Raw genomic sequence first — 1,194 nt, forward strand, 5'->3', positions numbered from 1 at the left:
TTTTCGGCATGCTGCCGGCCAGACGCGCGGCCCGATTGGATGCGGTGGCGGCCCTGGCCGAGAAATAAGAAAGAATGCCAAATGAAAAAGTTCAAATGTCAATTGAAGGAATCCTTTCGTTTCTTATAAATCGGTAGGATACCGCCAATTGACATTTGTCATTGGGCCTTTGACATTTTATTTGCTGGGGATGTCCAAAAGCATGGGTTGTCATAATCAATATACCAAAGCGCCAACGCCGCCATGACCTTTCGTGACGCCGTCATTTGGGCCCTGGACGCCTGATCAGCCAGCGCCTGCGCAGCTTTCTCACGGTTTTGGGCATTGCCGTGGGCATTGGCGCCGTGGTGCTGCTCACCTCGCTGGGCGAAGGCATCCACCGCTTCGTGTTGGGTGAATTCACCCAGTTCGGCACCAATCTGATCGGGGTCACACCGGGAAAAACCTCCACCACGGGCATGTCCGGCGCGGTGATCAGCAATGTCCGGCCCCTGTCCATCGCCGATGCCGAAGCATTAAACCGGATTCCGCGGGTCGAGGCCACCGTGCCGGTGGTTCAGGGCAACGCGGCGGTCGAGTTCGGAAAGCGCGGCCGACGGACCTATGTCTTTGGCGTGGATGCGGACACCCCCCGGGTCTGGCAACTGGCGGTAGCCCAGGGACGCTTTTTGCCGGACGATCGCGCGGTCGACGCAAGGGCGTTTGCCGTGCTGGGCAGCAAGGTCGCCGAGGAGCTTTTCGGCAACGCCAACCCGCTGGGCCGGCGCATCCGCATCGGTGGCGAACGCTACCGCACCATCGGCGTAATGGCCGCCAAGGGGCAGATGCTGGGGTTCGACCTGGACGATGCGGTCTATATCCCCGCCCAGCGGGCCCTGGCGATGTTCAATCGCGAAAGCCTGATGGAGATCGACGTGCTCTTTGCCGGCGGCAGCCAGGCCAAGGGGATTTCCGAGCGAATCCGTGAAATCCTGCTCGCCCGTCACGGCAGGGAGGATTTTACCATCGTCACCCAGGATCAGATGCTGGATGTCCTCGGGTCGATATTGGGTGTGCTGACCCTGGCAGTGGGCGCCATCGGTGGGATTTCACTGCTGGTGGGCGGCGTGGGCATCACCACGATCATGACCATTGCCGTGCGCCAGCGTCGGGCCGAAATCGGCCTGCTGCGTGCCTTGGGGGCCGGCCGTGGGG

At 61.2% G+C, this 1,194-nt stretch carries 1 protein-coding gene; it reads left to right on the plus strand.

Going from position 1 to position 1,194, the window contains the following annotated elements; all coding sequences use genetic code 11:
* Window positions 1-266: 266 nt before the first annotated feature.
* The coding region (locus JCM12296_RS34960) for an ABC transporter permease (RefSeq protein WP_054702808.1) at window positions 267-1,194 on the plus strand (928 nt) is incomplete at its 3' end.

The sequence above is a fragment of the Desulfosarcina cetonica JCM 12296 genome (assembly GCF_001311845.1).
Classification (GTDB): Bacteria; Desulfobacterota; Desulfobacteria; order Desulfobacterales; family Desulfosarcinaceae; genus Desulfosarcina; species Desulfosarcina cetonica.